This is a genomic window from Streptomyces sp. NL15-2K (assembly GCF_030551255.1).
In the GTDB taxonomy this organism is placed as follows: domain Bacteria; phylum Actinomycetota; class Actinomycetes; order Streptomycetales; family Streptomycetaceae; genus Streptomyces.
Window position 1 is genome coordinate 3,414,756 of record NZ_CP130630.1, and the last position, 26,996, is coordinate 3,441,751.

General features: G+C 69.7%; 25 protein-coding genes and 1 pseudogene. 10 read left to right on the forward strand and 16 right to left on the reverse strand.

The window, feature by feature from the left end:
- Window positions 1-33: 33 nt before the first annotated feature.
- Window positions 34-678 carry a response regulator transcription factor gene (locus Q4V64_RS14990; RefSeq protein WP_172629395.1) on the reverse strand — a complete coding sequence of 215 codons (645 nt, stop codon included), beginning with the start codon at window positions 676-678 and terminating at the stop codon, window positions 34-36.
- Entirely contained in the window at window positions 669-1,811 is a 1,143-nt protein-coding gene (locus tag Q4V64_RS14995) for a histidine kinase (RefSeq protein ID WP_124442628.1), read from the reverse strand. Before Q4V64_RS14995 ends, Q4V64_RS14990 begins: the two co-directional genes overlap by 10 nt.
- Before the next feature lie 132 nt (window positions 1,812-1,943).
- Between Q4V64_RS14995 and Q4V64_RS15000 the strand changes: the two genes are divergently transcribed.
- Window positions 1,944-2,624, forward strand: a complete 681-nt coding sequence (locus Q4V64_RS15000; protein ID WP_172629394.1) for a DedA family protein — start codon at window positions 1,944-1,946, stop codon at window positions 2,622-2,624.
- Window positions 2,625-2,694: 70 nt separating this feature from the next.
- On the opposite strand, the gene Q4V64_RS15005 is transcribed toward Q4V64_RS15000, so the two are convergent.
- From Q4V64_RS15005 to Q4V64_RS15015, 3 genes are all read right to left on the reverse strand, one after another.
- Window positions 2,695-3,510 carry an HAD family hydrolase gene (locus Q4V64_RS15005; RefSeq protein WP_124442626.1) on the reverse strand — a complete coding sequence of 272 codons (816 nt, stop codon included), beginning with the start codon at window positions 3,508-3,510 and terminating at the stop codon, window positions 2,695-2,697.
- Window positions 3,510-5,981 (reverse strand): phosphoribosyltransferase, encoded by a 2,472-nt coding sequence (locus Q4V64_RS15010; protein WP_124442625.1) that lies wholly within the window; start codon window positions 5,979-5,981, stop codon window positions 3,510-3,512. The genes Q4V64_RS15005 and Q4V64_RS15010 overlap by 1 nt, the downstream gene beginning before the upstream one ends.
- 76 nt (window positions 5,982-6,057) lie before the next feature.
- Window positions 6,058-7,251 carry an HpcH/HpaI aldolase/citrate lyase family protein gene (locus Q4V64_RS15015; RefSeq protein WP_124442624.1) on the reverse strand — a complete coding sequence of 398 codons (1,194 nt, stop codon included), beginning with the start codon at window positions 7,249-7,251 and terminating at the stop codon, window positions 6,058-6,060.
- Between the two features lie 248 nt (window positions 7,252-7,499).
- On the opposite strand from Q4V64_RS15015, the gene Q4V64_RS15020 reads away from it, so the two are divergent.
- Complete coding sequence (locus Q4V64_RS15020) at window positions 7,500-8,363, forward strand: TerD family protein (protein ID WP_124442623.1); 864 nt, start codon at window positions 7,500-7,502, stop codon at window positions 8,361-8,363.
- Window positions 8,364-8,392: 29 nt separating this feature from the next.
- Here Q4V64_RS15020 and Q4V64_RS15025 read toward each other — a convergent pair whose 3' ends face one another.
- From Q4V64_RS15025 to Q4V64_RS15050, 6 genes are all read right to left on the reverse strand, one after another.
- Window positions 8,393-9,130, reverse strand: a complete 738-nt coding sequence (locus Q4V64_RS15025) for a Tellurium resistance (protein ID WP_124442622.1) — start codon at window positions 9,128-9,130, stop codon at window positions 8,393-8,395.
- Window positions 9,131-9,224: 94 nt separating this feature from the next.
- Window positions 9,225-10,370: a DUF475 domain-containing protein gene (locus tag Q4V64_RS15030; protein ID WP_124442621.1), complete on the reverse strand. Its 1,146-nt coding sequence runs from the start codon at window positions 10,368-10,370 to the stop codon at window positions 9,225-9,227.
- Window positions 10,371-10,430: 60 nt separating this feature from the next.
- Entirely contained in the window at window positions 10,431-11,006 is a 576-nt protein-coding gene (locus Q4V64_RS15035; protein WP_124442620.1) for a TerD family protein, read from the reverse strand.
- Between the two features lie 115 nt (window positions 11,007-11,121).
- Entirely contained in the window at window positions 11,122-11,697 is a 576-nt protein-coding gene (locus tag Q4V64_RS15040; RefSeq protein ID WP_124442619.1) for a calcium homeostasis/redox stress adaptation protein, read from the reverse strand.
- Between the two features lie 113 nt (window positions 11,698-11,810).
- On the reverse strand, window positions 11,811-12,269 hold the full coding sequence (locus Q4V64_RS15045; protein ID WP_124442618.1) for a peroxiredoxin: 459 nt from the start codon (window positions 12,267-12,269) through the stop codon (window positions 11,811-11,813).
- 127 nt (window positions 12,270-12,396) lie between these two features.
- Window positions 12,397-12,837 carry a DUF3052 domain-containing protein gene (locus tag Q4V64_RS15050; RefSeq protein WP_172629393.1) on the reverse strand — a complete coding sequence of 147 codons (441 nt, stop codon included), beginning with the start codon at window positions 12,835-12,837 and terminating at the stop codon, window positions 12,397-12,399.
- Between the two features lie 374 nt (window positions 12,838-13,211).
- Between Q4V64_RS15050 and aceE the strand changes: the two genes are divergently transcribed.
- Together aceE and Q4V64_RS15060 are read left to right on the forward strand one after the other, a co-directional pair.
- Window positions 13,212-15,959: a pyruvate dehydrogenase (acetyl-transferring), homodimeric type gene (gene aceE, locus Q4V64_RS15055; RefSeq protein WP_124442617.1), complete on the forward strand. Its 2,748-nt coding sequence runs from the start codon at window positions 13,212-13,214 to the stop codon at window positions 15,957-15,959.
- A gap of 108 nt (window positions 15,960-16,067) precedes the next feature.
- Window positions 16,068-16,805 carry a potassium channel family protein gene (locus Q4V64_RS15060; protein WP_124442616.1) on the forward strand — a complete coding sequence of 246 codons (738 nt, stop codon included), beginning with the start codon at window positions 16,068-16,070 and terminating at the stop codon, window positions 16,803-16,805.
- 75 nt (window positions 16,806-16,880) lie between these two features.
- Here Q4V64_RS15060 and Q4V64_RS54985 read toward each other — a convergent pair.
- Window positions 16,881-17,220: pseudogene (locus tag Q4V64_RS54985) on the reverse strand (small hydrophobic protein).
- Window positions 17,221-17,510: 290 nt separating this feature from the next.
- Complete coding sequence (locus tag Q4V64_RS15070) at window positions 17,511-19,130, reverse strand: MFS transporter (RefSeq protein WP_124442615.1); 1,620 nt, start codon at window positions 19,128-19,130, stop codon at window positions 17,511-17,513.
- A gap of 114 nt (window positions 19,131-19,244) precedes the next feature.
- On the opposite strand from Q4V64_RS15070, the gene Q4V64_RS15075 reads away from it, so the two are divergent.
- The 3 genes from Q4V64_RS15075 to Q4V64_RS15085 all read left to right on the forward strand — a co-directional run bounded on the left by Q4V64_RS15075 (window position 19,245) and on the right by Q4V64_RS15085 (window position 22,101).
- A complete protein-coding gene (locus Q4V64_RS15075) occupies window positions 19,245-19,886 on the forward strand; it encodes a TetR family transcriptional regulator (protein ID WP_124442614.1) in 642 nt (213 codons plus the stop codon).
- Between the two features lie 82 nt (window positions 19,887-19,968).
- Entirely contained in the window at window positions 19,969-21,186 is a 1,218-nt protein-coding gene (locus tag Q4V64_RS15080; RefSeq protein ID WP_124442613.1) for an alpha/beta hydrolase, read from the forward strand.
- Window positions 21,187-21,243: 57 nt separating this feature from the next.
- A complete protein-coding gene (locus tag Q4V64_RS15085) occupies window positions 21,244-22,101 on the forward strand; it encodes a DUF4429 domain-containing protein (RefSeq protein ID WP_124442718.1) in 858 nt (285 codons plus the stop codon).
- Between the two features lie 49 nt (window positions 22,102-22,150).
- Here the strand turns inward: Q4V64_RS15085 and Q4V64_RS15090 are convergent, their stop codons facing one another.
- Both Q4V64_RS15090 and Q4V64_RS15095 read right to left on the reverse strand, forming a co-directional pair.
- Window positions 22,151-23,167: an aldo/keto reductase gene (locus Q4V64_RS15090; RefSeq protein ID WP_124442612.1), complete on the reverse strand. Its 1,017-nt coding sequence runs from the start codon at window positions 23,165-23,167 to the stop codon at window positions 22,151-22,153.
- The gene (locus tag Q4V64_RS15095) at window positions 23,167-23,628 is read right to left on the reverse strand and encodes a MerR family transcriptional regulator (protein WP_124442611.1); all 462 of its coding nucleotides are present in this window, start codon (window positions 23,626-23,628) and stop codon (window positions 23,167-23,169) included. Before Q4V64_RS15095 ends, Q4V64_RS15090 begins: the two co-directional genes overlap by 1 nt.
- 96 nt (window positions 23,629-23,724) lie before the next feature.
- Here Q4V64_RS15095 and Q4V64_RS15100 point away from each other — a divergent pair, with 96 nt between their 5' ends.
- Both Q4V64_RS15100 and Q4V64_RS15105 read left to right on the forward strand, forming a co-directional pair.
- Window positions 23,725-24,198, forward strand: coding sequence for a GNAT family N-acetyltransferase (locus tag Q4V64_RS15100; RefSeq protein WP_124442610.1), 474 nt, complete (start codon window positions 23,725-23,727; stop codon window positions 24,196-24,198).
- 29 nt (window positions 24,199-24,227) lie between these two features.
- Window positions 24,228-25,049 carry a serine hydrolase domain-containing protein gene (locus tag Q4V64_RS15105; RefSeq protein WP_124442609.1) on the forward strand — a complete coding sequence of 274 codons (822 nt, stop codon included), beginning with the start codon at window positions 24,228-24,230 and terminating at the stop codon, window positions 25,047-25,049.
- A gap of 9 nt (window positions 25,050-25,058) precedes the next feature.
- Here the strand turns inward: Q4V64_RS15105 and Q4V64_RS15110 are convergent, their stop codons facing one another.
- Entirely contained in the window at window positions 25,059-25,712 is a 654-nt protein-coding gene (locus tag Q4V64_RS15110) for a pirin family protein (protein ID WP_124442717.1), read from the reverse strand.
- 73 nt (window positions 25,713-25,785) lie between these two features.
- Here Q4V64_RS15110 and Q4V64_RS15115 point away from each other — a divergent pair, with 73 nt between their 5' ends.
- Window positions 25,786-26,991, forward strand: a complete 1,206-nt coding sequence (locus tag Q4V64_RS15115) for a helix-turn-helix domain-containing protein (protein ID WP_124442608.1) — start codon at window positions 25,786-25,788, stop codon at window positions 26,989-26,991.
- Window positions 26,992-26,996 lie beyond the last annotated feature (5 nt).

Genomic DNA, 26,996 nt, shown 5'->3' on the forward strand with positions numbered 1-26,996 from the left:
ACGGCCGCCCGCGCCGCGTCGCCGCCTCAGGGTTCAACTGCCCAGATAGCGCAGCACGGCCAGCACCCTGCGCGAATAGCCCTCACCCCCTGCCAGCTCCAGCTTGTCGAAGATCGCGTTGATGTGTTTCTCGACCCCGCTCTGCGAGATGTGCAGCCGCCGCGCGATCGCCGCGTTCGTGTGCCCTTGAGCCATCTCGGCCAGCACGTCCCGCTCCCGCGCGGTGAGCCGGCCGAGCAGGTCGGTGTGGGTGGTGCGGCCGAGCAGCTGCCGTACGACCTCGGGGTCGAAGGCGGCGCGCCCGCGGGCGACCCGCTCCAACGCGTCCAGGAACTCGTCGACCTGGACCACCCGGTCCTTGAGCAGATAGCCCACCCCTTCCGAGTCGCCGGTCAGCAACTCCGTCGTGTACCGCTTCTCGACGTACTGCGACAGCACCAGCACGCCCACCCCCGGCCAGCGCTCGCGGATCTCCAGGGCCGCCCGCAGTCCCTCGTCGCTGTGCGTGGGCGGCATCCGCACATCGGCCACCACCACGTCCGGCCGGTCCTCGGCTACGGCCTTCAGCAGCAGCTCGGCGTTGCCGACGGCGGCGATCACCTCGTGTCCCTCCTCGGCGAGCAGACGTACGAGGCCCTCTCGCAGCAGGGTCGAGTCCTCGGCCAGGATCACGCGCATGGCAGCTCCGCGGTCACTACGGTGGGCCCGCCCGGCGGGCTGATGACATCGAGGCGGCCGTCGAGGGCGGCGACGCGCCGGGCGAGCCCGAACAGCCCGCTGCCTCCGGCGTTCGCCCCGCCGTGGCCGTCGTCCTCGACACACACGTACACGAACCCGTCCTCCGCTCCCACGGCCACGGTTATCCGGTTCGGCGCCGCGTGCTTGACCGCGTTCGTGACGGCCTCGCAGACGACGAAGTAGGCGACCGTGGCGACGGCCCGCTCCGGCTCCGTGGTGATGTCGTACTCCACCCGCACCGGCACCGACGTCCGCTCGGCGACCGTCTCCAGCGCCGCCCGCAGCCCCGCCTCGTCCAGCGTCGTCGGATAGATCCGCCAGGCCACCTCGCGCAGTTCGTCCAGGGCCCGGCCGCTCTCCTCGTGCGCCTGTCTCAGCAGCCGGTCCAGTCGGTCGGGGTCCTGACTGCGCCGGGCGCGGCCGATCAGCATGCCGAGGGCTACGAGACGCTGCTGCACGCCGTCGTGCAGGTCCCGCTCGATGCGGCGCCGCTCGTCGTGCACGGCGTCGACCACCGCCGCGCGGCTCGCGGACAGCTCCTCGATCCTCCGCTCCAGCTCCTCCTGGTGGCGGGGGCCGAGGAGACGGCGCGCCAACCGCCCCTCCAGTTCGGCGACCGCGTATATCCCCTGCACGGCGAGGAACAGCAGGAAGAGCCCGCCGAGGTTGGTGAGGGTGATGGCCCAGGGGTACCGGACGTCACCCGGCAGCAGCCATGCGTACGTCCACAGCGTGCCGTACGCGACGCCGACCGCCACCGACAGCATCACGACCGCGCCCAGCAGGCCCAGCGCCCAGCGACAGGCCACGTACCTCAGCGCCTGCACGTCCCGGTACGGGGGCGTGACGTGGACCCCCAGCCAGATTCTCAGCCGGGCGCGCTCCAGCTCCGCCAGTCTTCGCGCGCCCGCGAGAAAGAGAGGCAGCACGGCGCGACGGCCGGACGGCCAGGCCGCGACGGGCGCCAGGGCCAGGCCGGCCAGGACAGTGAAGGGCAGCTCGACGGCCGCCGTGGCGGCTCCCGCGATGAGCCCCACAGCGCACCGCGTCCCCCGTCGCACCATGTCTCGCATGATCGCGAGGCTAGCCGGGCGGGAGGTGCGTGCACACTGCGGAAAACCGCAATTCCCCACTGCGGTGGACCGCAACGGACCGTGCGGTTTTCCTCAGGGATTCTTCAGCTGCGATTTTCTACCGTGATCGACATGACAGCCATCGCAGCGCGGACGGCCGCGGCAGGGGATGCGGCACCGCAGTGGATCAACTCCCTCATGGACACGCTGGGCGCGCCCGGCGCCGGTATCGCCATCGCCCTCGAGAACCTCTTCCCTCCCCTGCCCAGCGAGGTGATCCTCCCGCTCGCGGGATTCGCCGCGAGCACGGGGCAGATGAGCCTGCTCGCCGCCCTGCTGTGGACGACCGCCGGTTCGGTGATCGGCGCACTCGCGCTGTACGGGGTCGGTGCGCTGCTCGGCCGTGACCGTACGGTGGCGATAGCGGGCCGGCTGCCGCTGGTGAAGGTCTCGGACATAGAGAAGACGGAGGCGTGGTTCCTGCGGCACGGGACCAAGGCGGTGTTCTTCGGCCGGATGATCCCCATCTTCCGCAGCCTGATATCGGTGCCGGCGGGCGTGGAGCGCATGCGCCTGAGCGTGTTCCTCGGCCTGACGACGCTGGGCAGCGCGATCTGGAACACCGCGTTCGTGCTCGCGGGGTACGCGCTGGGCGACAACTGGCCCGAGGTCACGCACATCGTCTCCACCTACTCGAAGGTGGTCCTCGTCGTGGCCGCCCTGGCGGTCCTGGCATTCGTCCTGATACGGGTGCTGCGGCGGCCGGGGGCGGGCCGCCGCAGGAAGGAACGGGACATGAGCCCGCACGCTTAGACCGATCCCTCAGACCGATCCCTCAGGCCGATCCCTCAGGCCGGTTGCTCAGGCCGATCCCTCAAGCCGGTCAGGCCGCCCCCTGCCGCACCACCCTCAAGAACTCCCGCAGGATCCGCTCCCCCGCCAGCACCCCTCGCTCCGGCAGCGCGCTGATCGCCGGAGCGGCCCAGTCGGCGTCGGCCAGTTCTCCGTGGCCCGGGCGCCAGCCCTGGTCCGCGGCGAGGAGCAGGTCGGCGTCGAGGAGGGAGTCGCCGGCGGCCAGGGTGAGGTCGGCGCCGGTGCGGCGGGCGACCTCGTGCACGGCAGCGCTCTTGGTGAGCGGCTTGGGGACGGCGTAGATCTTGCGGCCCTGGAGGGAGACCGTCCAGCCCCGGTTCTCCGCCCAGACCGCGAGTTCCTTCACCCAGTCCTCGGGGAGCAGTTCGCGTTCGACGACCAGGTAGGCGAAGAGGTCCTCGGCGATCCGGTGCTTGCGCACCCAGAGCGGGTCTGCCGACGTCATCAGGTGCTCGCGCACCTCGTCCAGCGGTGCGCACTCGTCGGCCAGCCGGGCCGTCACCCCTGCGTGCCACGCGGGGTCGGACACTCCATCCACCAAGAGGTGACCGCCGTTGGCGCAGATCGCGTACTTGGGCGCGGGGCCGGGGAGGTTGATGCGCTGGTACTGCTTGCGGGTCCGGGTCGTCGTCGGCACGAAGACCGCCGCGTCGCCGAGGTCCGTGAGCAGTCCGGCCGCCGTCTCCGTGAGGTACGAAAGGGGCTTGCTCTCGTGCACCTCGACGCACAGCAGCCGGGGCGCCCGCGCGTCCGGCATGGTCAGCGCGAGGGCCGCGGCGGAGTAGATGAGCGTACGGTCGAGGTCGCTCGCCACCAGCACCGGCATCAGAGGGTCACCGCCTTGCCGTCGGCGCCGGTCGCGCCCCGGGTGTACTTGGGGTGGATCAACCCGACGCAGGTGTAGGGGAGTTCGGTGACCTCTTCCACCGGGACACCTCTCTGTTCGGCCAGCAGGCGGACGTGGTCCAGGTCGGCTCCCGCTCCGGCGCGGGCCAGGATCTTCCACGGCACGCGGCGCAGCAGCACGCGCGTGGTCTCGCCGACGCCGGGCTTGACGAGGTTGACGTCGTGGATGCCGTACTCCTCGCTGATGCGTTCGACGGCCGCCCAGCCCTCCCAGATCGGGGCGCGCTCGCCGGACAGCAGTTCCTTGGCCTGCGCGTCGACCGCGTCCTCAACCTCCGGGAAGCGGGCGGACACCGCGTCCAGGAAGGCCACGGACACGTCCGCGCCGGCGAGTTCGCGGTAGAACTTCGCGCCGTGGAAGTCGTGGGGCCCCACCAGGTCGGCGCGGAGCACCGTGCGCGATATCAGGCCGGAGACCGTCGAGTTGAGGCAGGCGGAGGGGATGAGGAAGTCCTCGCGGGTGCCGTACGTGCGGACGCAGGAGCCCGGGTCGGCCAGGACCGCGATCTCCGGGTCGAAGCCGGTGATGCCGTCGGAGGTCTCGAACTCCTTGAGGGCGTCGGCGAGTTCGCGGGTGATGGCTCCCTTGCCGGTCCAGCCGTCGACGAAGACGACGTCCCGCGGGTCGTGGTGCGCGGCCAGCCAGCGCAGCGCGTTGGCGTCGATGCCGCGGCCGCGCACGATCGACACGGCGTAGTGCGGCAGGTCGAGGCCGTGGCGGTACTGGGCCCAGCGGCGCATCAGGATGCCGATGGGTGTGCCCGCGCGGGCCAGCGACACCAGGACGGGCCGGGGAGAGCGCTCGGCGAGCAGGAGCTCGGTGACCGCGCCGGCCGCCTGCGCCAGCCTCGCCGCCGACTCCTCCAGTGCCGTGTGGAAGAGCTGCTGGTACTGCTCGGTGGGCTGGTACTCCACCGGCAGCGACTCCGCGTAGTGCGCGCCGCCGCTCTGGATGGCCTCCTCGCGCTCCTCGGTCGGCGCCTCCAGCGTCACGTCCGAGAGGTCCTGGAGCAGCCAGCCGACCTCGTCGGGCGCGTACGAGGAGAAGGCGGGGCCGCGGAGGGGCTCGGGCAGCATGGGCAGGGGCCTTTCGGGGACGTACAGCGGCTCGGGGACGTACGACGGGACGACCGCGAGGACGACGTGCGGGGTGTGGGCGGCCAGTTGGGCCAGCAGGCCGTCGGGCGCGTGCAGGGCGGGGGTGTCGGCGGCCGAGTCGACGACGGCGATCACGGCGTCGAAGCCGCCGCCCGCGACGTTGTAGGCGTAGCGCTCGCCGGGGCCGTCGGCCGGGTCGTCGTGCGCGGGGAAGACGAGGCGGCTGCGTATCGCGTAGCCGGGGTCGTCGACCGCGAGGACCGGTGAGCGGGTGGTGGTGGAGTAGCGCACCTCGGCGCCGACGGTGTCAGCGATGTCTGCGAGCTGCTCCAGCTCGTGGGCCAGCCGCAGCGGGGCGTACATCAGCTCCTCGAAGCCGAGGACGAGCACGCGCCGGGCGCCCGGAGGCAGCGCCTCGGCGAGCCGGGCGGCCATGGCGGGCAGGGCGCCGTCCAGGCGCTCGCGGTGCGCGGGGGTGAAGCCGTGCCGCCCGCCGTCGGGCAGCCCACGGGGCCAGCGCAGCTCGACGCGCGCGACACGGCCGTACGTCTGCCGCGCGGAAGCGGGAACCGCCGGGGACTCGTGCCGGGCGACCAGCTCCTGCCCCTTCTCCAGCACCCCCTCCGGGAGCCGTACGGTCCCCGAGGCGGCCGCGACGAGGTCCACGCGGGCGCCGATCTCGCGGGCGAAGTCCGCCAGCCGGTCCGCGTCCGCCGCCGAGCGCATGTCGACCAGGGCGACCACGACGTACCGCCTGCGCGGATAGCGTTCGTGCAGGTCGCGGATGGTGTTCAGGATCGTGTTGCCGGTGGAGAACTCGTCGTCGACCAGGACCAGCGGCCCGTCGCCGGCCAGCAGGGCCGGGTCCTGCGGCAGCAGCAGGTGGGAGGTGGCGTGCGAGTGGGACTCCTCGAAGCCGCCCGCCGGGGCGACGCCCGGGACGAGGCGGCGGGTGGAGTGCAGGTAGGGGGCGAGGCCCAGGCCGTCGGCGACGGAGTGGCCGAGGCCGGTGGCGGTCTCGGCATAGCCGAGGACCACCGCCGTACGGGCCTCGTCGGTCCCGAGCAGGTCGCGGACGCGGCGGCCGAGGGCGAGGCCGTAGCCGTACACCACCGAGGGCGACTGCGGGACGTGCTTGCCGAGGACGTTCGAGACGAGCAGGTGCGCCCGCTTGGGGTTGCGGCGCAGCGCGAGCCCCAGCAGGTCGGTCAGCTCGTCGTCGCCCACCAGCTCGACGCCGAGCCGTTCGGCGACCCAGCTGCCGGACCAGACCACGTTGTTCACTGCGTTCATGCGTCCCTTGGTATTCAGCGGGCATTCAGCGGGTATTCAGCGCCATTCGGCGACGGTCGCCCATGTTCGGCGACATTCACTCGGAGATTCCGGCGGCGAGCAGCTCCACGAAGCCGATGTCCTCGTTCGCCACGCCGAAAACCTCGGCGCGCAGCATGGTCCGCTCGGCCCACGCGCGATGCGGCTTCACTTCATTCATTTTGTTCGTGTACGCCGACCTGAGCACACCCCCGCCGCAGAGTTCGGGCCGCAGGATGTCCTGGGCGTCGCTGAACTCTTCGTGACTGACCACCGACAGCGCGTGCACCGGCAGCACGTGGGAGGGGTGGATGCAGGTCTTGCCGAGCAGGCCGTTGGCCTGGTCGAGGGTGATCTCGCGCAGCAGCCCGTCCATGGAGTGCTCGATGAGCGCCTCGCGCAGCTCCTCGGCCTGCCCCTCCAGGAAGGGGCTGCGGCGCAGCTGCGGCTTGAACATACGTTCCTGCACGCGGAAGTACTCCCAGACCGGCCCGGTCACCGTGAAGCCGGTGCCGTCGGCCCGCCCCAGCATGTTCACCACGTCGGCGATCACGGAGGCGACGATCTGGACGTCGTAGGCGGTCATGTCGGGGGCTCTGCGCAGGCCGTACGAGGAGCAGAAGTCGGTCACGCCGAGGCGCAGCGCCAGCACCCGGTCCCGGTACTTGTCGACGGCGCGGAAGATGCCCTCCAGGGTCTCCACGCGCGACTCGCGGTACAGCAGCTCGGGCGACTCCAGCACCGGCATGGCGAACAGCCGCCGCCCGCTCTCGGCCTCCGCCGTCGCGAGCGCCTCCAGGAAGGGGATGCCGCGCTCCTCGGTGAACTTCGGCATCACGAATCCGGACAGCAGCCGGGCGGCGGGGCCGAGGCGTCGTACGAGGTCGGGAATCTGCTCGGGGACGCGGACCCGGATGAACAGCAGCGGCAGGTCCAGACCGGCCGCCGCGCCGGGCCCGCCCGGCGCGTCGCGTCCGGCGAGATCCGTGAACTGTCGCACGAGGTTCTCCTCGGCGTCCGCGACGTCCTCGTCGCCGATCGAGTCCTCCAGGCACAGCACCATCGAGACCACGCCGCGTCCGGTCTGCTTGACGATGTCGTCGGCGAGCCGCGGCCGCGTGGCCGGACTGTAGAGCGTGGCGCCCAGGGCCACGGAGAGCAGCCGGGCCGGGGAATCAGCAGTGAACCGGCAGGGCTCCTGGTGGAAAAGGCGCTGCCGCACCTCAGGGGCGATATGCCCGAAATGACGCATAGAACTCCCCCGTGGTGGCTGAACAACCCCTGTGATCCGTTCACAGGTGGCCGGTAATAGTACGTAGGGATCCATGTCCGGGGTTCCCGCTGGGCATGAATTTCAGGTAACGCGGACAAGCACTTCCAAGCACAGCCAAGCAGTCCAAGCACTCCCAAGCACAGTCAAGCGTAGACAAGCACGGCCAAACACGCGGATCCGCGTCCCCCGCATTGTCGTGACCAGGACTGACAGGGCAGGATGACCGCATGACGCACGCGATGCTGAAGGGGTCGAACGTCCCGCTCGAAGCCAAGACGGTACGCGCCGTGCTGCGCTGGGCGCCCGGGCAGGGCGGCCCGGACGTGGACGCCTCGGCGCTGCTCCTGGGCCCCGACGGCCGTGTGCGGTCCGACGAGGACTTCGTCTTCTACAACCAGCCCCGGCACCCCTCCGGTAAGTGCTGGCGGCTCGGCAAGAAGCGCGTCGCTGAAGGTCCCACCGACACGATCCAGACAGATCTGGCCGGTGTCGAGCCCGACGTCACTCAGATTCTGCTGGTCGCTTCGGCGGAGGGCGTCACCTTCGACCGCGTCCAGGGACTGCGCATTCTGCTGTACGACGCGACGGTCGCCGACGGTGAGCCGCTGGCCTACTTCGACATCAAGCCGGAGACGGGCCAGGAGACAGCGCTGATCTGCGGTGAGCTGTACCGGCGCGGGGAGGGCTGGAAGTTCCGGGCCCTGGGCGAGGGCTACTCGAACGGACTGCAGGGCCTGGCCACCGACTACGGCATCTCGGTGGACGAGTCGGACCCCGCCGATGAGCCCGCGCAGAGCCCGCCCCCCACCTCGGTCCAGACCACGCCCGCCCAGCCGCTGCCCCCGGAGCAGCCGACGGGGGTCCCGGCGCAGCCCGAGTACGGCTACCCGCAGCAGACGCCGGCGACGCAGCCGGCGTACGGCTATCCGCATCCCACCAGCCAGCCCGCATACGGCTATCCACAGGCGCCTGCCGCGGCGGCCGCCGCCGCGGGGGCGCCGGGCGGCTACGGCTATCCGCCGCCTGTCACGGCCGTACCGGACCAGGAGTTCCGGATGCCGCCGCAGGGTCCGCAGTTCATCGGGCGTTAGAGAAATCAGGCGTCACAGGCGCCGCGACCTCAACGCTCGGCCTTCGCCTTGTAACCCCGCCCCCACTGCAACCCCCACCCGTACAACCGATCCAGCTCCGCCTGGAACCCGTACACGAACTTCACTTCCCGGCGGACCATCATCTCCCCCTTGACGTTCTCGATCATCACGACCGCGCAGGAGCGGGCCTGGGGGTGCCGCTCGTCGAGATGTATCTCGATGCGCGGGCCGTTGCTGGGGTACAGCGTGACGATGGCGTGGGTACGGTCGAACGCGGGGGTCTGGTCGTAGATGTAGACGAAGACCAGCAGCCGTTTGATGGCGTCCCGGTGGTCGAGGTTGACGTAGAGCGTCTCACCGGACGCCGAACCGAACCGGTCGTCCCCGCTGAGCTTCACGTACGGCGGCGCGTTGACGTCGCCGAGGTAGCCGCCGAGCGGCTGGACCACGCCCTTGGTGCCGTCCTGGAGCTCGTACAGGACGCCCAGGTCGAGGTCGACGTTGACCATGCTCTGGCTGTGCCCGAGGACCTCCGGCGGCTTGAGCGCCTTGAAGGGGTGCCGCAGCAGGCTCTCGCGCTGGGAGCCGCCGATGTCGGACGTCCGCATACGCCAAGCCAGGTTGACGCGCAGATGTCCGGTGGCCGCGCCCTGTTTGGTGAGGGAGACCTGGCTGTGCCGTTTGGTCAGCTCGATGGAGTTCGTCGCCGCGTTGCCGGAGTCGAACTCGGCCGCCTTGCCAGGTCGGAGTCCGTCCAAGAAGCCCATTCCCGCCCCCACGTTCACTCGTCAGACCGGCGGGGCGGCCGGAGGACATGTCCTCCGGCCGCCCCGCACAGAGCGTTCCTCACTCGGAGGGTTGTCACACCCCGGACGAGACCTCAGTCTTCTCGTCCGTGCCCGACGCTTTTCCCTCGGCCGCCGCCAAGGCCCGGTTGCGGCGCACGGAGGACCAGAAGGACCAGGCGATCAGGATGACACCGATGCTGCCGGTGATGAGCTCGTGGATCTCGTACTGGATGGTGACCAGGAGGATCACGGCGAGGGCGCCGATGGCGTAGTGCGCGCCGTGCTCCAGGTACACGTAGTCGTCGAGGGTGCCCTGGCGGACCAGGTAGACCGTGAGCGACCGGACGTACATGGCGCCGATGCCGAGGCCGAGGGCCATCAGGATGATGTCGTTGGTGATGGCGAAGGCGCCGATGACGCCGTCGAAGGAGAAGGACGCGTCCAGGACCTCGAGGTAGAGGAACATGAAGAACGCGGCCTGGCCGGCCAGGACGACCGCCGAGCGTGGCTTGCCCTCGCGTACCGCCGCTTCCTCCGCCTCGTGCTCGCGTTCCTCCTCTTCTTCGAGCTTGCCCTCGAAGAAGCCGGAGAGACCGCCGACGATCATGTACGTGATGAGACCGCCAATACCGGCTAGCAGCACCGTCTCCGCCTTGTCCGCGCTCCCGGCGTGCAGGTGGGCATGGGTCGCGAAGGTCATCGAGGAGATCAGCAGCACGATCAGCGCGATGCAGACCGACAGCATGTCGACCTTGCCGAGCTTGGCCAGCGGCCGCTCGATCCAACCGAGCCATTTGATGTCCCGGTCCTCGAAGATGAAGTCGAGGAAGATCATCAGCAGGAACATGCCACCGAAGGCCGCGATCGCCGGGTGGGCGTCGGTGACGAGCTGCTCGTAACGGTCCTTGTCGGTCAGCGCGAGGTCGACGGCCTCGATGGGCCCCATCGAGGCGCTGACGGCGACGATGACGACAGGAAAGACCAGCCGCATACCGAATACGGCGATCAGAATGCCGATCGTGAGGAAGATCTTCTGCCAGAAGGCGGACATCTTCTTCAGGATTCCGGCGTTGATCACTGCGTTGTCGAAGGACAGCGAGATCTCAAGGACGGAGAGGATCGCCACGATACCGAAGGCGGTCCACCCCCCGATGAAGACCGCCGCGACGAGGCCGAGCGCGGTGACCGCGAACGACCAGCCGAAGGTTTTCAGAACCACTGGCTACCCAATCCCTTGTGTACGGGGTGTACGGGTTTCCCCCGCGCGCCGTACCCGGCTTTACGAAACGTTGACTCCGAAGTCTAGAGCGATGCCTCGCAGCCCCGACGCGTACCCCTGTCCCACGGCCCTGAACTTCCATTCGGCCTGGTAGCGGTAGACCTCACCGAAGATCATCGCGGTCTCCGTGGAGGCGTCCTCACTCAGGTCGTAGCGGGCGAGTTCCTGGCCGTCGGCCTGGTTGACCACGCGGATGAAGGCGTTGCTGACCTGGCCGAAGGTCTGGCCGCGCTCGTCGGCCAGGTGGATCGAGACAGGGAAGACGATCTTGTCGCACTGGGGTGGCACCTTGGACAGGTCGATCAGGATCGACTCGTCGTCGCCCTCGCCCTCACCGGTGAGGTTGTCACCGGTGTGCTCCACCGAGCCGTCCGGGCTCTTGAGCTGGTTGTAGAAGACGAACCACTCGTCCCCCAGCACCCGCCCGTTGCTGCACATCAGTGCGCTGGCGTCGAGGTCGAAGGGGGCTCCGGTGGTGGAGCGCGCGTCCCAGCCGAGCCCGATCATCACCTGGGTGAGGTCGGGTGCGGCCTTGGACAGGGAGACGTTGCCTCCCTTGGCGAGCGTGACGCCCATGTTGCTGGTCCCTCCCCGAGACGGTGCTTTCTCTGGTTGTCCTGCACGTCCGGCGCCACACCCAAACAGTGCGGCGCCGGACAATGAGACCCTTCGGACGTCGGTCGACGTCGGCTCAGACGTTCACACCGAAGTCCTGCGCGATGCCGCGCAGGCCCGAGGCGTAGCCCTGGCCGATGGCGCGGAACTTCCACTCCGCGCCGTGCCGGTAGAGCTCACCGAAGACCATGGCGGTCTCGGTGGAAGCGTCCTCGGAGAGGTCGTACCGGGCGATCTCGGCGCCGCCGGCCTGGTTGGCGACGCGGATGAACGCGTTGCGCACCTGGCCGAAGGACTGCTGGCGGTTCTCGGCGTCGTAGATCGACACCGGGAAGACGATCTTCTCGACGTCCGCCGGGACGTTCGCGAGGTCGACCTTGATCTGCTCGTCGTCGCCCTCGCCCTCACCGGTGAGGTTGTCACCGGTGTGCTCCACCGAGCCGTCGGGGCTCTTGAGGTTGTTGAAGAAGATGAAGTGCGCGTCACTTGCGACCTTGCCGGACGGGTTCAGCAGCAGAGCGCTGGCGTCCAGGTCGAAGTCGGTGCCGGTCGTGGTGCGGATGTCCCACCCCAGACCGACGATGACCGCGGTCAGGCCCGGGGCCTCCTTGGTCAGTGATACGTTGCCGCCCTTGCTGAGGCTGACTCCCACGAGTCCTCCATTGGTGTCCAGGGGCGGGGAGCCCCGCCGTGCGTTCGATGTCGGATCAACGAGTCGATCCTAGTGAGGGGTTCCCGAACCACGCAGGCCCTGGAACCGAACAATCACAGGGTGTCGAGCGCCTTGACGTACTCGTTCAGGTCACGCGCGTCCGGCAGACCGTTGACGACGGTCCAGCGCACGACGCCCTCCTTGTCGATGACGAAGGTGCCGCGCACCGCGCAGCCCTTGTCCTCGTCGAAGACGCCGTAGGCACGCGAGGTCTCGCCGTGCGGCCAGAAGTCGCTCAGCAGGGGGTACTCGAAGCCCTCCTGCTCGGCGAAGACGCGCAGGGTGTGGATGGAGTCGTTCGACACGGCGAGCAGCTGGGTGTCGCGGTCGGAGAACTGCGGCAGGTTGTCGCGCAGCTCGCACAGCTCGCCCGTGCACACGCCGGTGAAGGCGAAGGGGTAGAAGAGCAGCACGACGTTCTGGCGGCCGCGGAAATCGGACAGCTTCACGGCCCTGCCGTGGTTGTCCTTGAGCTCGAAGTCCGGGGCTTTCTCGCCGACCTGGATCGCCATCTCGTGGATGTCCCTTCGGGTGGGGCTGTTCGGGTGAGACCACCCTACGCAGCGATCACCGGGGACCATCGGACGGGCTGGGTGAGGCGACCGAGGCCGCGCACCCGGCCCGTCCGGCGTTCGGTGGCTACTTCTTCTTGGTGGCTGCGGCCTTCGGCGTCACCAGCCGGCTGCCGCTCCAGTCCTTGCCGACGCTGACGCTCTTCGACGCGGAGAGCCCGGCCGTCGTCGCGGCTTCGGAGATGTCGCTCGGCTCCACGTAGCCGTCCCGGCCTGTCTTCGGCGTCAGCAGCAGGATCGAACCGCCCTCTTCGATGTACGTGGTGGCATCCACCAGCGCATCCGTCAGGTCGCCGTCCTCGTCGCGGAACCACAGCACCACGGCATCGGCTACGTCGTCGTAGTCCTCATCCACCAGGTCGCTGCCGATGACTTCTTCAATGGCCTCGCGGAGTTCCTGGTCTACGTCGTCGTCGTAGCCGATCTCCTGGACCACCTGCTCGGGCTGGAACCCCAGCCTGACGGCAGGGTTCGTCCGCTCCTCCGCGTGGTCCGCGGTCGCGCTCACGGGTTGCCTCCTGATCATGTCTTGGTGAATAACTCAGCCACGCGCGTGCGCGAAGCATTGGCCGTAGTCCACACGGGCGGGGCGGATCGCGCAAGTACCCGGCCGTGCAGACCGCCGAAACGGTGACGTTCCGGGCCGTGTCGCCGCAACTTACGGCACGCCACCACGACCCGAAGTGATGCACACCACACCCTTCTGCCCCGTTTGTACGTTTGGGAACCTTCCGTGGGTCCCAAACGCTTTACGAAGGACGGGTTACCTCACAGTAGAGATGACGTTTACGCCCCCGAGGTACACGATGGGGAACGGTGCAGGCACAGCGCAAACCCCCGAGAAAACCTCGAACAGCAGCCCTCTGACAGGTAAGGAACAGCGTGGCTTCCGGATCCGATCGCAACCCGATCATCATTGGCGGCCTTCCGAGTCAGGTTCCTGACTTCGATCCCGAGGAAACCCAGGAGTGGCTCGACTCCCTCGACGCCGCCGTGGACGAGCGCGGCCGGGAGCGGGCCCGCTACCTGATGCTCCGGCTGATCGAGCGGGCCCGCGAGAAGCGCGTGGCCGTGCCCGAGATGCGCAGCACGGACTACATCAACACCATCCCCACCAAGAGCGAGCCGTTCTTCCCGGGCAACGAGGAGATCGAGCGGAAGATCCTCAACGCGACCCGTTGGAACGCCGCGGTGATGGTCTCGCGTGCCCAGCGGCCCGGCATCGGCGTAGGCGGCCACATCGCCACCTTCGCCTCCTCCGCGTCGCTCTACGACGTGGGCTTCAACCACTTCTTCCGCGGCAAGGACGAGGGCGACGGCGGCGACCAGGTCTTCTTCCAGGGCCACGCCTCGCCGGGCATCTACGCACGCGCGTACATGCTGGACCGGCTCAGCGAGCAGAACCTGGACGGTTTCCGCCAGGAGAAGTCGAAGGCTCCGTACGGGCTGTCCAGCTACCCGCACCCGCGGCTGATGCCGGACTTCTGGGAGTTCCCGACCGTGTCGATGGGCCTGGGCCCGATCGGCGCGATCTACCAGGCCCGGATGAACCGGTACATGCAGGCGCGCGGGATCGCGGACACCTCGAAGTCGCACGTATGGGCGTTCCTGGGTGACGGCGAGATGGACGAGCCCGAGTCGCTCGGCCAGCTGTCCATCGCCGCCCGTGAGGGCCTGGACAACCTCACCTTCGTCGTCAACTGCAACCTCCAACGGCTCGACGGACCGGTGCGCGGCAACGGCAAGATCATCCAGGAGCTGGAGTCGGTCTTCCGGGGCGCCGGCTGGAACGTGATCAAGCTGGTGTGGGACCGCACCTGGGACCCGCTGCTGGCGCAGGACCGTGACGGCGTTCTGGTCAACAAGATGAACACCACGCCGGACGGGCAGTTCCAGACGTACGCCACCGAGACCGGCGCCTACATCCGCGACCACTTCTTCGGCGACGACCAGCGGCTGCGCGCGATGGTCGAGGGCATGACCGACGACCAGATCCTGCACCTGGGGCGCGGCGGTCACGACCACCGGAAGATCTTCGCCGCGTACAAGGCGGCCGTCGAGCACAAGGGCCAGCCGACGGTGATCCTGGCCAAGACCATCAAGGGCTGGACGCTGGGTCCGAACTTCGAGGGCCGCAACGCCACGCACCAGATGAAGAAGCTGACGGTCGACGACCTCAAGCACTTCCGCGACCGTCTGCACCTGCCCATCTCCGACAAGGAGCTGGAGAGCGGCCCGCCGCCGTACTACCACCCGGGCCGCAGCTCCGAAGAGATCCAGTACATGCACGACCGCCGCAAGGGCCTGGGCGGATACGTCCCCACGCGCGTCGTACGCTCCGAGCCGCTGGCGCTGCCGGACGACAAGACGTACGCGACCGTGAAGAAGGGCTCGGGCCAGCAGTCCATCGCCACGACCATGGCGTTCGTACGGCTGCTCAAGGACCTGATGCGGGACAAGGAGATCGGCAAGCGGTTCGTGCTGATCGCGCCGGACGAGTACCGCACGTTCGGCATGGACTCCTTCTTCCCGAGCGCGAAGATCTACAACCCGCTCGGCCAGCAGTACGAGGCCGTGGACCGGGACCTGCTGCTCGCCTACAAGGAGTCGCCGACCGGGCAGATGCTGCACGACGGCATCTCCGAGGCGGGCTGTACGGCCTCGCTGATCGCCGCGGGCTCGGCGTACGCCACGCACGGCGAACCGCTGATCCCGGTCTACGTCTTCTACTCGATGTTCGGTTTCCAGCGCACCGGCGACCAGTTCTGGCAGATGTCGGACCAGCTGGCGCGCGGATTCGTACTGGGCGCGACCGCGGGCCGCACGACACTGACCGGTGAGGGTCTGCAGCACGCCGACGGCCACTCGCAGCTGCTCGCCTCGACGAACCCGGGCTGTGTGGCCTACGACCCGGCGTTCGGGTTCGAGATCGCGCACATCGTGCAGGACGGTCTGCGCCGGATGTACGGCGGCTCCGAGGAGCACCCGCACGGCGAGGACGTCTTCTACTACCTCACCGTCTACAACGAGCCGATCCAGCATCCGGCCGAGCCTGCGAGCGTGGACGTCGAGGGCATCGTCAAGGGCATCCACCGCTTCTCGGCGGGCACCTCGGGGTCGATTCCGGCGCAGATCATGGCGTCGGGTGTCGCGGTTCCGTGGGCGATCGAGGCGCAGCGGATCCTCGCCGAGGAGTGGAACGTCCGGGCCGACGTCTGGTCGGCGACGTCCTGGAACGAGCTGCGGCGCGAGGCCGTGCGGTGCGAGGAGTACAACCTGCTGCATCCCGAGGAGGAGCAGCGCGTGCCGTACGTGACGCGCAAGCTGGCCGACGCTGAGGGACCGTTCGTGGCCGTGTCCGACTGGATGCGGTCGGTTCCGGACCAGATCGCGCGGTGGGTGCCGGGGACGTACCAGTCGCTGGGCGCGGACGGCTTCGGCTTCGCCGACACCCGTGGGGCGGCCCGTCGCTTCTTCCACATCGACGCGCAGTCGATCGTGGTGGGGGTGCTGACCGAGCTGGCGAGGGAGGGCAAGGTGGACCGCTCGGCGCTGAAGCAGGCGATCGACCGGTACCAGTTGCTCGACGTCTCGGCGGCGGACCCGGGGGCGGCGGGCGGCGACGCGTAGCGCTGCTGAGCACTGCTGAGCACTGCTGAGCGCTGCGCGGCTTGAGCGGCGAAGGGTGGTGGGGCCCCTGCGGCCCCACCACCCTCACTGTTTCTTTACGATGCGGTCATGAAAGAGCAATCGGCGCAGGTGCGTTGGGAGAGGCGCACCCAACGGCCCCTGCTGGCGCTGGCCGTGGTGTTCGCCGTCGCGTATGCCCTGCCCATAGTGGACAGTTCGGCGAGCCATTCCCTGACCCGTGCGTGCACGGTGGTCGAGTGGGTGGTGTGGGGGGCGTTCGCCGTCGACTATGTGATGCGGCTGGGGTTGACGCACGATCGCAAGCTGTTCGTACGGACGCATCTGCTGGACCTGGGCGCGGTGGTGCTGCCGCTGATCCAGCCGCTCAGGCTGCTGCGGCTGGTGTCGACGCTGGTGCTGGTGCAGCGGCGGGCGCGGATGGCCTCGCAGATCCGGCTGACGACGTACGTCGCGGGGGCCGTGGTCGGGCTGCTGATGTTCGGGTCGCTGGCCGTGCTGTCGGTGGAGCGGGAGTCGCCGGACGGGAACATCCATACGCTGGGTGACGCGGTGTGGTGGTCGTTCACGACGATGACGACCGTGGGGTACGGGGACCATGCGCCGACCACCGGGCTGGGGCGGGTGATCGCGGTGGGGCTGATGCTGTCCGGGATCGCGTTGCTGGGTGTGGTGACCGCGAACATCGCCGCGTGGTTCATCGCGCGGTTCGAGAAGGACGATGTGGAGGAGCGGCGGCAGACGGAGGCGATCCGGATGCTGACCGATGAGGTCCGGGCGCTTCGGGCCGAGGTGGCGGCGTTGCAGGAGCGGCCGGCTCGGCGCTGACGGAGTCGGACACGCCGGACACGAAGGTGGGCCCCCGGTCGTCCCACCGGGGGCCCTTCCCTCACTCCCCCCGGGTCAGAACATGCCGTTGCCCGGGGTTGCCGCTCCGGCCAGCCAGATGACCGCCAGGAGCGTGTCGATGACGCCCAGTACGAGGGCGACCAGGGCCGGTACGGGGCGGTTGCCCGCCCAGGTGCGGCCCATGGCGAGCCAGCCGCAGACGATCGCCACGGGGCCGAGGATGATCCCCAGCACGAAGAATCCGGCGACCGCGCAGATACTGCTCTTTCTGGGGGATACCCCCAGACCCCCGGGCGATGATTCCGAGCGTCGCGCGATCCGGCCCGGTCCGTGACCACGTCCGGCCACGTGAGCGGGGGTACCTGCGCGTTCCTTGTCCGAAGCCCGCCATCATCAACTCCCTGAACCCCTTGGTCGATTCGGGTCGTTCCGGGTTCGACGTGGCGAGTACCCCCGCTGCGATTCCCAATCCTCCGGCCTTGCGGCGCGCCGCCCCCCTCCGGCAGCGCGCCGCAGCACCGGCCGCCCTCCATCTCCTGGACCCGTTCCCGAACTTGCCCGGGGAACATGCCGTGCGGAGGGCTTGGCCCACTCTGACCCGCGAGGCGTACCGAGCGGGAGGGAACCTTTAGCTTTGTCACCCGGATAGGGGAACTCCGCGCCCCCCTCCCGGAGTTCGGTGCCTCAGATGTGCCCGACGCCCGCGCCCGCCTCCGCGTTCGCGCCGCGCTTGGTGAGCATGGCGACCAGGACGGCGACGACGGCGACTCCGGCGGCGACCAGGGACGCCAGGCTCATGCCGGAGATGAAGGTTTCGTGGGCGACATCGGTGATCTTCGTGACGACCGCCTCCGGCGTGCCCGGCGCGATCGGCGCCACGCCGACCTGGACCGCCTCGGAGGCCTGGTGCTCCTGGGCCGCCGTGAGCGGCGGGAGTCCCGCGTCCTTCCAGTTGCCCGCGAGGTCGCTGTCGACCTTGGAGGCCATCACGGCACCGAGGACGGCCGTACCGAGGCTGCCGCCGATCTGCATCGCGGCCTGCTGGAGACCGCCGGCCACGCCGGACAGCTCCATCGGCGCGTTGCCGACGATGACCTCGGTGGCGCCGACCATGACGGGCGCGAGGCCGAGACCCAGCAGGGCGAACCAGACCGACATGATGCCGCTGCCGGTGTCCGTCTCCAGGGTGGACATGCCGTACATGGCGAGCGCGGTGCACGCCATGCCGCCGGCCAGCGGGATGCGCGGGCCGACCTTGCTGATCATCGCGCCCGCGAGCGGGGAGCCGACGATCATCATGCCGGTGAGGGGCAGCAGGTGCAGACCGGCGTCGATCGGGCTCATCCCGTGCACGTTCTGGAGGTAGAACGTCACGAAGAACAGGCCGCCCATGAAGGCGATGGCCATCAGGACCATCAGCACGACACCCGCCGACAGCGGGACCGAGCGGAACAGCGCCAGCGGGATCAGCGGCTCCTTCACCTTCGTCTCCCAGAAGGAGAAGAGCGCGAAGCCGGCGACCGACACGGCTATGAACGTCCACGTCTTGCCGTCGCCCCAGCCCCACTCGGGGGCCTTGATGAGGGCCCAGACGAGGCAGAACATCGCGGCCGACAGCAGGGCGATGCCCAGGATGTCGAAGGAGCGCGGGGCGTTCTCCGCGCGGTGGTCGAGCAGGATCATGACGCCGAGGACGACGGCGAGGATGCCGACCGGCACGTTGATGAAGAACACCGACTGCCAGTTGACGTGCTCGACGAGGACGCCGCCGAGGATCGGGCCGCCCGCGGTGGAGGCGCCGATGACCATGCCCCAGATACCGATGGCCATGTTGAGCTTGTCGGCCGGGAAAGTGGCCCGCAGCAGGCCGAGCGCGGCCGGCATCAGCAGCGCGCCGAACAGGCCCTGAAGGACGCGGAAGGCGACGACCAGCCCGATGCTGCTGGACAGGCCGATGGCGCCGGACGCGACCGCGAAGCCGACCACGCCGATCAGGAAGGTCTGCCGGTGGCCGAAGCGGTCACCGAGCTTGCCCGCGGTGATCAGGGAGACCGCGAGAGCGAGGAAGTAGCCGTTGGTGATCCACTGGACCTGGGCGAAGGTCGCGCCCAGGTCCTTCTGGATGGCCGGGTTGGCGATGGCCACGATGGTGCCGTCGAGGGCCACCATCATGACCCCGACCGCCACGGTGATGAGAGTGAACCAAGGGTGGCCGCGCAGCCCGGTGGCCGGCGAGCCGTCCGACGGGGGTGCTGGTGCCTTGTCCCCCGACCCCGTCGTGTCGATGGTGGTCTGACTAGTCATGCGGTCGAGGCTAATGACAGCCACTGACAGTTGACAAACCAATTCACAAGTCGGTAACTGTCACGTCACTCACAGATAGTCTGAACTGGGCAAACAGTTCGAAGGAGAGGAACCATGGACACCGCATCGCCACCGGGGCTGCGCGAGCGCAAGAAGCAGCGCACCCAGGACGCGCTGCTGCGGGCCGCCATCGAACTGTTCGCCACCCGCGGCTACGAACAGACCACCGTCGACGACATCGCCGCGGCCGTCGACGTCTCGCAGCGCACCTTCTTCCGTTACTTCGCGAGCAAAGAGGATGTGGCGTTCTTCGTGCCGCGGATCGCGGAGTCGCACTTCGTCGAGGCCGTGCGCGGCCGCCCGCCGCACGAGGCCCCGCTGGAGGCGATGCGCTGGGCCGTCCTGGAGAGCTGGGACACCATCGGCGAAGCCATCGAGCGAGTGGTGCCGCTCGAACTCCACATGCGCACCTACCGGATGATCGAGTCGTCGCCCGCCCTGCTCGCCGCCCACCTGCGCCGCGCGGCGCAGCTGGAGGAGGACACCGCGCGCATCATCGCCGAGCGCGAGGGGCTCGACGTGGACGCGGACCCGCGGCCGCGCCTCGTCGTGGCAGTCTTCAGCGGCGTGATCCGGGTGACCGAGCGGATGTGGTCCGTGGGGAACGACTTCAGCATGGAGGCCATGCGCGCGCTGACCGCGTCGTACCTCGATCAGGTGGGTCCGCCGCTCCTGGGGAACTGGCGTACGACGTGAGATCCGCGTCACCGATATCGAAACGTGATCCGCGCCACTCGGTTAACGCGAGACCCTCTCGTTCTCCTAGTGTGTCCTTTCAGTGACTTCCTTCGATACTTCTCCCCAACTGAACGTCTGGCGCGCGATGCTCGCGCTGGCCGTCGTGTTCGTGATGCTGGCGACCACCGGCTGGACCGCACTGCGCACCCAGCGGAGCACCACAGCCCTGCAGTCCTCGCTCAGCGAGTGGGAGGACGGTCACCTCCACGGACACCGGCTGCCGGACCCGGAAGCGGCCCCCGGCCAGCTCTCCCGGTTCTTCGCCTCGCTCACCGCACACGAGCGCACCAGACTCGCCCGGCGCTACCCGCTCGCGGTCGGCAACATGAACGGCGCCCCCGTCGAGTTGCGCTACCACGCCAACCGCATCGCGCTCGGGCAGGCCCGCAAGGTCGAGCTGAAACGCATGCACGACACCCGGCTCACCCCGGACGGGCAGCGGGAGGCGGGCCGCCGTATGCACCGCTACGAGGCGCTGTTGAGCAACGGCCGCCACATCCTCGCCTTCGACCCCGCCGGCACGGGCCGGGTCGCCGAGGTCTTCGGCAGCCTGGACAAGGCAGAGCGGGTCTCCGTCGTCGTCCCCGGCGTCGACACCGACCTGCTCACCTTCCAGCGCACGTCCCGCAAGTACTCCGCGCCCGTCGGCATGGCCGAGTCCCTGTACGCCGCCGAGCGCGCCGCGAGCCCCACGACGCGTACGGCCGTGATCGCCTGGGCCGACTACACCGCGCCCGACGGGCTCGGCATCGACTCGGCCACCGCGATGCGCGCGGCGGACGGTGCCCTCCGGCTGAACGCACTGCTGCGCGGGCTGCCCGGCAGCTCCCCGGTCTCCCTGTTCTGCCACAGCTACGGCTCCGTGGTGTGCGGCCTCGCCGCGCGCACGCTGCCGGACCGGGTGGCCGACATAGCGGTGGCCGGCAGCCCCGGGATGCGGGCCGCGACGGCCTCCCACCTGCACACCTCCGCCCGAGTGTGGGCGATGCGGGACCCCGGCGACTGGGTCCAGGACGTGCCGTACCTGGAGGTCGGCGGGTTCGGTCACGGGGCCGACCCGATGTCCTCGGCGTTCGGCGCGCGGGTGCTGTCGGCGCACGGCGCGAAAGGGCACAGCGGCTATTTCGAACCGGGCACTCAGAGCCTGCTGAACTTCGCGGAGATCGGCATTGGCGCATACCGCTCGGTGCACTGCGCGGGCGATACCGCGGCCTGCCGGGATGGTTTGTCCGACACGACGACGGCCGGACGCGCGTAGAGGCACAGGAATTGCGGTCCGTACGGGGAGGGGACGATGGAGCTCGTGCCGCATACGATGAGCCGCATGGGTGACGTACTGGCCGGATTTCATGCCGCCTGGGAGTTCGAGTCCGACTCCGTGCTCATCCGCTACGAACGGGGGATGCGAACGCCCAAGCTGTTCCAGGCGCTCGGCGAGCGCCGTGTCCCGCTGTCGGCGCTCTCGGGGGTGACGCTCACCCCGGGCAGACGCGGGACCGTGGTGCTGCGCGCCGAGCCGAGGCCCGGCGCCGATCCGCTGATGGAGGCGGCCGCGGGGCAGCTCAAGGAAAACTGCGATCCGTATCGGCTGGTGCTGCCGGCCGAGCGGGACGCTCTCGCGGAGTACTACGCCGACGAGTTGCGGGCGCGGCTGACCGAGACCGGCCCGGCCGAGCGGTTCCTGGTGCCGGCGCCTGACGTGCCGTTGCAGTTCAAGGCGTACGACGGGAAGGCGTCCTTCGACGGGCGGACCGTGCACTTCCGGTGGTTCTGGACGGGAGCCTCGTCGGCGAAGTGGAAGGCCGGCGACCAGAGTTTCCCGGTCGCCGACCTGACGGGCGTCGAATGGCGGTCCCCCGAGGTCTTCGAGGGACATCTGCGGTTACTGCGCCGGGACGCGGCCGAGCCTCCCGCGCAGGCCGATCAGGATCCGGCGGCTGTGGTGTTCGGGCTCGGGTACGGGCCGGTGCACGAGTCGCTGCCGTTCGCTGCCGCTGTGCTCGCGGCCGTACGCGAATCCGGGGCCGTTCCCGCACTGCCCTCCGGAGGGCCGCGCCGCGACCCCGCCGACATCGCCGAGCGGATCCGTCACCTGGGCGAGCTGCATCAGGCCGGGCTGGTGACGGACGAGGAGTTCTCGGTGAAGAAGGCGGAGTTGCTGGCGGAGCTTTAGCGTCTGCCGGGTGCGGTGCGTTTTCGGCCCCGGCGCCTGGCAGGTGCTCCTACTCGCGGCCCGCCGACGTGAACGTCATGTCCGCGTACCGGTCGCCCGCCACCTTCGCGGCGATCGGCTCCAGCAGGGACAGTTCCTCCTCCGTCAGGACGATGCGCGTCGCCCCCACGTTCTCCTCCACCCTGCCCGGCTTGCGGGTGCCCGGGATCGGGATGATCGCGAGGTTGTGGACCGCCGCCCGCTGCTGGACCCACGCCAGGGCGATCTGGCCCAGGGTGGCGCCGTGGGACTCGGCGATCGTGCGGATCGGGTCCAGGAGCGCCGCGTTGGCCGTCGCGTTGTCTCCCGTGAAGCGGGGCTGCTGGCGGCGGAAGTCTCCGGACGTCAGGTCCTTGTCGGCGTTGACGAAGGAGCCCGTGAGGAAGCCCCGGCCCAGCGGCGAGTACGGCACCAGGGCCACGCCCAGGTCACGGGCGGCCGGCACCACGTACGCCTCGATGTCCCGGCTGAACAGGGACCACTCCGACTGCACGGCGGCGATCGGGTGCACGGCCTGCGCGCCGCGCAGCTCGTCGGCCGTGACCTCGCTCAGCCCGAGGTGCTTGACCTTGCCCTCGCGCACCAGCTCGGCCATCGCGCCGACGGTCTCCTCGATCGGCACGTTCACATCGCGCCGGTGCATGTAGTAGAGGTCGATCACATCGACGTCCAGGCGCTTCAGGCTGGCCTCGACGCTCTGCCGGATGTACGGCCGGTCGTTGCGGATGACCCGTGTCGTCGGATCGTCCGGCGGGATCGACAGGGCGAACTTCGTGGCGATGACGACCTCGTCCCGGTGCGCCTGGAAGAAGGGGGAGAGGAACTTCTCGTTCTCGCCCGCGCCGTAGGCGTCCGCCGTGTCGTAGAGCGTGACGCCGAGTTCCAGGGCGCGCTCCAGGGTGGCCCGCGACTCGCCCGCGTCCGTGGGGCCGTACGCGAAGCTCATTCCCATGCAGCCGAGGCCTTGTACGCCGACCTCGGGGCCGCCGTCGCCGAGCTGGACCGCGGGGATCTTGCTGTCCGTCATCAGGACCTTTCCGACGCCAGGGCCCGCCCGGCGTCCGCGTAGAAACTGATCTTCCGGTCGAGGAACGCGAGCGTGTCCTGAAGTTCCGCGATCCGGGCCAGGACGTCCTGACGGGTCGCCTTCAGCAGCTCGAAACGGTCGCCGTAGGTGTGGTCGCCCTCGCGCACCAGATCCGCGTAGCGCACCATGTCGGCGACCGGCATGCCGGTCAGCCGCAACTTGCCGACGAGGTCGAGCCAGTCGAGGTCGCGGTTGCTGTAGCGGCGCTGCCCGGTGTGCGAGCGGTCTATGTGCGGCATCAGGCCGATGCGCTCGTACCAGCGCAGGGTGTGCGCGGTCAGACCGGTGATCGCGACGACCTCGCTGATCGTGTAGCTGTCCTGGCCTTCCGGACGCCGCCCGGTCTGCCGCGGGGCGGCGCAGCTGTCGGTCCTGGTACCCGTGGTCTCCATCACCGTCATGGCCCCAACGCTAGGACCTTGGAGTGCACTCCAAGCAAGCGGAATCGGTAAGAAATCGGCAGGACGCGTCACAGGGGGGCTGGCTAGCGTACAGGCATGATTCTTGTACGGCGTGCCGCGGCCGAGGACGCGGAGGAAGTGCTGCGTCTGCGGCAGGTGATGATCGATTCGATGGAGCGACCGGACGCCGCGGACACGGGGTGGCACGCGGAGTCCCTGCCGGCCCTGCGGGCCCGACTGGCGGAGGCCGACGGTGACTTCGCGGCGTTCGTCGTCGACCATCCGGAGCGGCCGGGGTCGCTCGCGGCGCTGGTGGTCGGGACGGTCGACTACCGGATCGGGAAGGCGGGCAATCCGCGCGGGCTGTCCGGGTACGTGTTCAGCGTGGCCACCGACCCGGACGCGCGGCGCCGCGGGTACGCGCGCGCGTGCATGGAGGAACTGCTCGCGTGGTTCCGCGCGCGGGGAGCCGGGCAGGTCCTCCTCACCGCCTCCAAGGAGGCCGAGCCCCTGTACGCGGCTCTCGGCTTCGTCCGCAAGCCGGACCCCGCGATGGGGCTGAGGCTCTGAGCCGCTCAAGGACCCCTTAGGCTCGACGCATGTCCTTGCAGAGCCTGGCGTTGATCGAAAGCTGGCCGGTTCCCACCGCCGCGGCGGGTGTGGTGCGGGCCGACGGGACCGTCCTGGGGACCCACGGTCCGCTCGGGCGGCGTGTTCCGCTGGCCTCGGTCACCAAGCCGCTCGCCGCGTACGCCGCTCTCGTCGCGTACGAGGAGGGGGCGATCGAGCTCGACGAGCCGGCCGGGCCGCCCGGAGCGACGGTGCGTCATCTGCTGGCGCACACCTCGGGGCTGGCCTTCGACGAGCACCGGGTGACGGCGGCGCCCGGGGAGCGGCGGCTGTACTCCAACGCCGGGTTCGAGCAGCTCGGGGACCACATCGCGAAGGCGACGGACATTCCGTTCGGCGAGTATCTGCGGCAGGCGGTGCTGGAGCCGCTGGGCATGGGCTCCACGACGCTGGAGGGCTCCCCGGCGAAGGACGGGGTGTCGAGCGTGGAGGACCTCGTGCGGTTCGCGGCGGAGGTGCAGGCGCCGCGGTTGCTCGATCCCCGTACGGTCGCGGAGGCGATGTCGGTGCAGTACCCGGGGACCAAGGGGGTGCTGCCGGGGTACGGGCACCAGAGCCCGAACGACTGGGGGCTGGGCTTCGAGATCCGGGACTCCAAGTCGCCGCACTGGACGGGCTCTTCGTCCTCGCCGCGCACGTTCGGACACTTCGGACAGTCCGGTACGTTTCTGTGGATCGACCCCGATGCGGGGGTGGCGTGCGTGGCGCTGACCGACCGTGCCTTCGGGCCGTGGGCGGTCGAGGTGTGGCCGGTGTTCACGGACGCTGTGCTGGCGGAGTTGCGGGGCTGAGCGAGACTGCTACGGCTGCATCTCCCATATCAGCAGCTCCGCGCCCGTCACCCCCACTGCCTCCAGATCCTTCGCGTCCGTGATGCGTGCCGCGTCGCCCGGGGTCAGTTGTTCGTCGTCCAGCCGCACCTCACCCCGCACCACGTGCACGTACACGTACGCCCCGTCCGGCACCGCCGTCCGCTCCCCCGCCGCCAGGCGCCGTACGTGGAGCATCGCGCCCGCCTCGGGGACGGCGTACGGCGTCGAGTCCGCGATGCCGTGGACGATCTCGTAGGAAGGGTCACCGCCGGGCTTCAGCGGGGTCAGCCACATCTGGACGAAGGTCAGGAGGGCCGGGCCGTCGTTGCGTTCGATGTGGCGGACGCCCGCCGCCGAGCTCAGCCTCTGCACATCCCCGGCGCGGACCACCGTCTCGTGGCCCGTGGAGTCGCGGTGGGTCAGTTCGCCCTCGACCACCCACGTCACGATCTCGGTGTGGCTGTGCGGGTGCTCGTCGAAGCCGGCGCAGGGGGCGAGCCGCTCCTCGTTGCAGGCGATCAGCGCGCCGAAGCGGAGGTTGTCGGGGTCGTAGTGCGGACCGAAGGAGAAGGCGTGCAGCGACTCGATTCCGGCCTCCGGGTCGCCGCCTCGGTAGCGCTGCGTGGCGCGCCGTACGTCCATCACGGGCACCACCGTAGCCCTCACCCGGCACCCGGCGACGCGCACTCCCGTCCGGATAAGGCAGTCTTGTCCCGTGCCCGAACCCGAAACCCGCCGCAACGGCTCCACCGCGCCCGACGTCCACGCACACACCGCGACCCTGAAGCGGCTGGAGAAGTCGTCCGGCAGTCTCGCCGCGCAGGCCATCGCGCGCATGGACGAGACGCTGCCGTGGTACCGGGCCATGCCCCCGGAGAACCGTTCCTGGATCGGGCTCGTCGCGCAGGCCGGTATCGCCGCCTTCACCGAGTGGTTCCGGCACCCGGACGCCCCGCAGGCCATCTCCACCGACGTCTTCGGGACCGCGCCGCGCGAGCTGACCAGGGCCATCACGCTGCGCCAGACCGTCGAGATGGTACGCACCACCATCGAGGTCATGGAGTCCGCCATCGACGAGGTGGCGGCTCCGGGAGACGAGGGCCTCTTGCGCGAGGCGCTGCTCGTGTACGCCCGCGAGATCGCCTTCGCCACCGCCCAGGTGTACGCGCAGGCCGCCGAGGCACGCGGTGCCTGGGACGCGCGGCTGGAGTCGCTCGTCGTGAACGCCGTGCTCAGCGGCGAGGCCGACGAGGGAGCCGTCAGCCGGGCCGCCGCACTCGGCTGGAACTCGCCCGAGCATGTGTGCGTGGTGTTGGGCGCCGCTCCCGACGGTGACAGCGAGCTCACCGTCGAGGCCATCCGGCGGGCCGCCCGGCACGCCAAGCTCCAGGTCCTCACCGGCGTGCTCGGGGCCCGGCTCGTGGTCATCGCGGGCGGCAGCGACAACCCGCTCGCCGTCGCCAAGTCGCTGATCGGGCCGTTCGCCGCCGGGCCGGTGGTGGCGGGTCCCGTCGTACCCGATCTGCTCGCCGCGACCCGCTCCGCGCAGGCCGCGGCCGCCGGGCTGAAGGCGTGTTCTGCCTGGCAGGACGCCCCGCGGCCGGTGCTGGCGGACGATCTGCTGCCGGAGCGCGCGATCGCCGGTGACCCCTCGGCACGCGAGCAGCTGGTGGAGGAGATCTACAGACCGCTGGAGGAGGCCGGCTCCGCGCTGCTGGAAACGCTCGCCGTCTATCTCGAACAGGCGAGCAGTCTCGAGGGCGCCGCCCGTATGCTCTTCGTCCATCCCAACACCGTGCGCTACCGGCTTCGACGTGTGACTGACGTCACCGGCTGGTCACCGTCCGATGTTCGTTCGGCGTTCACGCTGCGGATCGCACTGATCCTGGGACGTCTGGTCGACAGCGATCTCCAACTCTAGGCTTT

Excerpts from the sequence above, each read along its gene's own strand:
- Q4V64_RS14990 (WP_172629395.1), bottom strand. The coding sequence starts at position 678 with ATGCGCGTGATCCTGGCCGAGGACTCGACCCTGCTGCGAGAGGGCCTC.
- Q4V64_RS14995 (WP_124442628.1), bottom strand. The coding sequence starts at position 1,811 with ATGCGAGACATGGTGCGACGGGGGACGCGGTGCGCTGTGGGGCTCATC.
- Q4V64_RS15000 (WP_172629394.1), top strand. The coding sequence starts at position 1,944 with ATGACAGCCATCGCAGCGCGGACGGCCGCGGCAGGGGATGCGGCACCG.
- Q4V64_RS15005 (WP_124442626.1), bottom strand. The coding sequence starts at position 3,510 with ATGCCGGTGCTGGTGGCGAGCGACCTCGACCGTACGCTCATCTACTCC.
- Q4V64_RS15010 (WP_124442625.1), bottom strand. The coding sequence starts at position 5,981 with ATGAACGCAGTGAACAACGTGGTCTGGTCCGGCAGCTGGGTCGCCGAA.
- Q4V64_RS15015 (WP_124442624.1), bottom strand. The coding sequence starts at position 7,251 with ATGCGTCATTTCGGGCATATCGCCCCTGAGGTGCGGCAGCGCCTTTTC.
- Q4V64_RS15020 (WP_124442623.1), top strand. The coding sequence starts at position 7,500 with ATGACGCACGCGATGCTGAAGGGGTCGAACGTCCCGCTCGAAGCCAAG.
- Q4V64_RS15025 (WP_124442622.1), bottom strand. The coding sequence starts at position 9,130 with ATGGGCTTCTTGGACGGACTCCGACCTGGCAAGGCGGCCGAGTTCGAC.
- Q4V64_RS15035 (WP_124442620.1), bottom strand. The coding sequence starts at position 11,006 with ATGGGCGTCACGCTCGCCAAGGGAGGCAACGTCTCCCTGTCCAAGGCC.
- Q4V64_RS15045 (WP_124442618.1), bottom strand. The coding sequence starts at position 12,269 with ATGGCGATCCAGGTCGGCGAGAAAGCCCCGGACTTCGAGCTCAAGGAC.
- Q4V64_RS15060 (WP_124442616.1), top strand. The coding sequence starts at position 16,068 with ATGAAAGAGCAATCGGCGCAGGTGCGTTGGGAGAGGCGCACCCAACGG.
- Q4V64_RS15070 (WP_124442615.1), bottom strand. The coding sequence starts at position 19,130 with ATGACTAGTCAGACCACCATCGACACGACGGGGTCGGGGGACAAGGCA.
- Q4V64_RS15075 (WP_124442614.1), top strand. The coding sequence starts at position 19,245 with ATGGACACCGCATCGCCACCGGGGCTGCGCGAGCGCAAGAAGCAGCGC.
- Q4V64_RS15085 (WP_124442718.1), top strand. The coding sequence starts at position 21,244 with ATGAGCCGCATGGGTGACGTACTGGCCGGATTTCATGCCGCCTGGGAG.
- Q4V64_RS15090 (WP_124442612.1), bottom strand. The coding sequence starts at position 23,167 with ATGACGGACAGCAAGATCCCCGCGGTCCAGCTCGGCGACGGCGGCCCC.
- Q4V64_RS15095 (WP_124442611.1), bottom strand. The coding sequence starts at position 23,628 with ATGACGGTGATGGAGACCACGGGTACCAGGACCGACAGCTGCGCCGCC.
- Q4V64_RS15100 (WP_124442610.1), top strand. The coding sequence starts at position 23,725 with ATGATTCTTGTACGGCGTGCCGCGGCCGAGGACGCGGAGGAAGTGCTG.
- Q4V64_RS15105 (WP_124442609.1), top strand. The coding sequence starts at position 24,228 with ATGTCCTTGCAGAGCCTGGCGTTGATCGAAAGCTGGCCGGTTCCCACC.
- Q4V64_RS15110 (WP_124442717.1), bottom strand. The coding sequence starts at position 25,712 with ATGGACGTACGGCGCGCCACGCAGCGCTACCGAGGCGGCGACCCGGAG.